Origin of the sequence: Streptomyces sp. T39, assembly GCF_008042045.1 — a bacterium.
Classification (GTDB): Bacteria; Actinomycetota; Actinomycetes; order Streptomycetales; family Streptomycetaceae; genus Streptomyces.
In genome coordinates, this window is the sequence record NZ_RDBP01000012.1 from 2,420,892 (window position 1) to 2,424,619 (window position 3,728).

General features: G+C 72.5%; 5 protein-coding genes and 1 pseudogene. 3 read left to right on the forward strand and 3 right to left on the reverse strand.

Going from position 1 to position 3,728, the window contains the following annotated elements; genetic code table 11:
* Positions 1-345 (reverse strand): enoyl-CoA hydratase-related protein (locus tag EAO77_RS12050; protein ID WP_187283191.1); only part of this gene is annotated, 345 nt, incomplete at its 3' end.
* A 322-nt stretch (positions 346-667) separates the two neighbouring features.
* On the opposite strand from EAO77_RS12050, the gene EAO77_RS12055 reads away from it, so the two are divergent.
* On the forward strand, positions 668-835 hold the full coding sequence (locus tag EAO77_RS12055) for a DUF3117 domain-containing protein (RefSeq protein ID WP_003966491.1): 168 nt from the start codon (positions 668-670) through the stop codon (positions 833-835).
* Positions 836-929: 94 nt separating this feature from the next.
* On the opposite strand, the gene EAO77_RS12060 is transcribed toward EAO77_RS12055, so the two are convergent.
* A complete protein-coding gene (locus EAO77_RS12060) occupies positions 930-1,607 on the reverse strand; it encodes an O-methyltransferase (RefSeq protein ID WP_147988000.1) in 678 nt (225 codons plus the stop codon).
* Between the two features lie 129 nt (positions 1,608-1,736).
* Between EAO77_RS12060 and sigE the strand changes: the two genes are divergently transcribed.
* Positions 1,737-2,504 (forward strand): RNA polymerase sigma factor SigE, encoded by a 768-nt coding sequence (gene sigE / locus EAO77_RS12065; RefSeq protein WP_187283192.1) that lies wholly within the window; start codon positions 1,737-1,739, stop codon positions 2,502-2,504.
* Positions 2,501-3,457, forward strand: a complete 957-nt coding sequence (locus tag EAO77_RS12070; RefSeq protein ID WP_147988002.1) for an anti-sigma factor family protein — start codon at positions 2,501-2,503, stop codon at positions 3,455-3,457. Before sigE ends, EAO77_RS12070 begins: the two co-directional genes overlap by 4 nt.
* A 141-nt stretch (positions 3,458-3,598) precedes the next feature.
* Here EAO77_RS12070 and EAO77_RS12075 read toward each other — a convergent pair.
* Positions 3,599-3,728 (reverse strand): annotated as a pseudogene (locus EAO77_RS12075) (sigma factor); the annotation flags it as partial.

Sequence of the window (3,728 nt, forward strand, 5' to 3'; positions counted from 1 at the left end):
CGCGGCCACCCCGTTCACCCCCGCCACCACGGGCTTCGCCATGCCGGTGAGCGCCCGCACGACGGGGTTGTAGTGCTCGCGGACCGTGCTCATCACCCCGCCCGAGCCGGACTGCTCGGCTGCCGCCAGCAGGGAGACGTGCTCCTTGAGGTCCTGGCCGACGCAGAACGCCTTGCCCGTCGCGGTCAGCAGCACCGCCCGGACGGCCGAGTCGTCGGCGGCGGCACGGACGGCGTCCCGCAGGGCCTCCTTGGCGGCGACGTTCATGGCGTTCATCGCCTCGGGCCGGTTGATCGTGATCGTCGCGAGTCCGTCGGTCACGTCGTACAGCACGGCGTCGGCCATGGCGGGTCCCCTTTGCGGTTCTGACGGCAGTGTCGGGGCCCAGCATGACGGAGATCACCGCACACCGACCGGCGCGCCCGTGTGAGCTGCGTCAAACATTCCCGGTCACGGCCGAGTCCGGCGGGCGCGCAGTATCGCAGGCGGATCCCCGAATTGAGTGGTTTTGCGCGAGCGCGTTGCGCAAGCGATGCCGACTGATGTTGGTCTTTGGGTCCTGCCATGCGGGATAATGGCCTGGAAGCAATGTGTTCGATGCCGGTGACACAGCACCTGTCTTGGGGCCGCCGGCTGGCGTGAGCTGGTTTCAGGAAGGGGAACGAGCATGGCGGCCATGAAGCCGCGGACGGGCGACGGCCCGCTCGAGGTGACAAAGGAGGGGCGGGGCATCGTCATGCGCGTTCCGCTCGAAGGCGGCGGTCGGCTCGTCGTCGAGCTGACTCCGGACGAAGCCGATGCACTGGGCGATGCCCTGAAGAAGGTCGTCGGCTGACACATCCTGATCTCCCCACTGCCCCGGTCCGCGCCGCAGCGCCCGGGGCAGTGGTGTCCCCGCGGCCCTCCCTCCGGGAGGCGGCCGCGCAGGGTCAGCCCCGGCGCACCGCGCAGAGCAGCCCGTCGCCGACGGGGAGCAGGGCCGGCAGCAGCACCGAGCTCTCCCGCACGGCCCGCAGCAGCTCCCGGACCCGCAGCACCTCCGCCGGCTGGGCCGCCGAGTCGACGGTACGGCCGTCGGCGAAGACGCCCTCGAAGCAGACCAGGCCACCCGGACGCAGCAGGCGCAACGATTCAGCAAGATAGTCCAGCGACTCCGTGCGGTCGCCGTCGCAGAAGACCAGGTCGTACCCGCCGTCGGCGAGCCGCGGCAGCACGTCGAGCGCGCCCCCGGGGATGAAACGGGCCCGGTTGCCGGCGAACCCGGCGGCGCGGAAGGCCTCCCGTGCGAACTGCTGGCGTTCCGGTTCCATGTCGACCGTGGTCAGGACACCGTCGGGTCGCATGCCCTGGAGCAGATAGATCCCGGAGACGCCCGTGCCGGTGCCGATCTCGGCGACCGCCTTCGCGTCGACGGTCGCGGCCAGCAGACGCAGCGCGGAGCCGGTGCCGGGCGACACCGGGCGCAGCCCTGACTCCTGGGCCCGCTCGCGGGCCCAGTGCAGAGCGTCGTCCTCGGCGACAAAGGCGTCGGCGAACGCCCAGCTCGTCTGCCGGTTGGCGGTAATGACCCTCTCCTGTCCCCGTAGTTGGCGCGACGCTGACTGTATCCGCTGCGCCCGGGAACCCGCAGATGGGACCGGCCGTTGTGAAGGACGGGGACGGACGCGGATCGGGCCCGGCGCCGGATCCCAAATCCACGTAAAGATTCTTATCCGGAGCTAACGGGCGAGGTGGCTATGGTAGGGGCTCCGCTGGACACCACCAGAGCTGACAGGGGAGGTGCGGCTGCACCTGCGGATCGGGGAGGAGTGCTGAGGCGCCTTCTCAGGTCGGCGGGTGAGCCCAAATCCGTGACCAAGAACGCTGACCGTTCCGTGCCCGCCGACTCCGTCACCACCGCGACCTTCGCATCGGATGCGGAATCGCAGGCGTGGACCCCTCCCACCTGGGAGGAGATCGTCAGCATGCACAGCGCACGGGTGTACCGCCTGGCCTACCGCCTCACGGGCAACCAGCACGACGCCGAGGACCTCACCCAGGAGGTCTTCGTCCGTGTCTTCCGCTCGCTGTCGACCTACACGCCCGGCACCTTCGAGGGCTGGCTGCACCGCATCACCACCAACCTCTTCCTCGACATGGTCCGCCGCAAGCAGCGCATCCGCTTCGACGCCCTAGGCGACGACGCGGCCGAGCGTCTGCCCAGCCGCGAGCCGTCCCCGCAGCAGGTGTTCAACGACACCCACTTCGACGCGGACGTCCAGCAGGCGCTGGACACCCTCGCGCCGGAGTTCCGCGCGGCCGTCGTGCTGTGCGACATCGAGGGCCTGTCGTACGAGGAGATCGCCGCCACGCTGGGCGTGAAGCTGGGCACCGTCCGCAGCCGGATCCACCGCGGCCGCTCCCACCTGCGCAAGGCGCTCCAGCACCGGTCCCCGCAGGCGCGCGCCGAACAGCGCTCGCCCGCCGTCGCGGTCGGTCTCGCCGGGGAGGGCGGACTGGCGTGAACGGCACAGGTCCGACTCCGGCGGAACAGCATCTGGGGGACCGGCTCGCCGCGCTCGTCGACGGGGAGCTGGGTCACGACGCCAGGGACCGGGTGCTCGCGCACCTGGCCACCTGTCACAAGTGCAAGGCCGAGGCGGACGCACAGCGCCGCCTGAAGAGCGTGTTCGCGCAGTCCGCGCCGCCGCCGCTGTCCGAGGGGCTGCTCGCGCGGCTCCAGGGGCTGCCCGCGGAGCCCGCCGGCGGCGACTCGCCGCAGGGGCCCTTCGGCGGACGCCCGGCGGACACCGTCTACGGAGCGCTGACCCCGTCCGCGGAACATCCCCGCGGCCGCCGCGGGGAGGCCTTCGGGTACGTCCCCGGGGGGTCGCACGCCGCGGCCCTGCCCGGAGCGGGCGGCGGGTTCCGCATTCACGAGGTCGGCCGCGCGGAGGCTGAGCGGTCGCCGTGGCGCGGCAGACGGTTCGCGTTCGCCGCGGCGAGCGCGGTGTCCTTCGCGGCCATCGCCCTCGGCGGCGCGGTGCCGGTCGACATGTCCGGCGAGACGAGCTCGCGCGGTCAGAACGGCGGCAACAAGGTCTCCCCCGCCCGCACCGGCCCCGGCACGGGCGTCTCCACGGGCGCCTCGCAGAACGGTGGGACCACGCTGCGGGCGAGCGAGGGAGAGCGGCGCCGCGGAGGCAGCCGGGCGGACACCGGCGCCTCGGCCGCCGTCGCCCCGACCGCACCGCCCGTCGTGCTGGGCCGGACGCCTCCGTTCACGGCGTCGATCCTGATGTACGACTCGGCCGCGCTGCCTCCGCTGATACGGCCCGCCGGCCCCACCCTCCAGCTGGCGTCCGCCTCCGCGCTGCCGCCCGCCGTCGCTCCGCAGCACACCGGGGCGGCCCCCGCCGTCCCGGCCACGGCCGCGGCCTACGTGCCGAGGACCTCTCCGCTCACGCCGCTGCGCTGACCGGAAGCCACGCGGTGCCCTGCGCACGGAATCGCAAACCTGGTTGAATCCTGGGTGCGTGCCCGCGCGGGCACCGCGGAGAGCGGCAGTTTGCGGGGAGAGCATGGACGACGGGAAGCCCACGGGACCGAAGGCGAAGTGGTGGAGCCGGCCCTCGAAGGTGCCGGGCGTGTAGGTCGACAGCGAGCGGAAGACACGGACGAAGACCTCCTGGGTGAGGTCCTCGGCGTCGTGCTGGTTGCCCGTGAGGCGGTAGGCCAGGCGGTACACC

What these genes read in the sequence shown, in the direction of transcription:
- EAO77_RS12055 (WP_003966491.1), top strand. Translation starts at nt 668, where the DNA reads ATGGCGGCCATGAAGCCGCGGACGGGCGACGGCCCGCTCGAGGTGACA.
- sigE (WP_187283192.1), top strand. Translation starts at nt 1,737, where the DNA reads ATGGTAGGGGCTCCGCTGGACACCACCAGAGCTGACAGGGGAGGTGCG.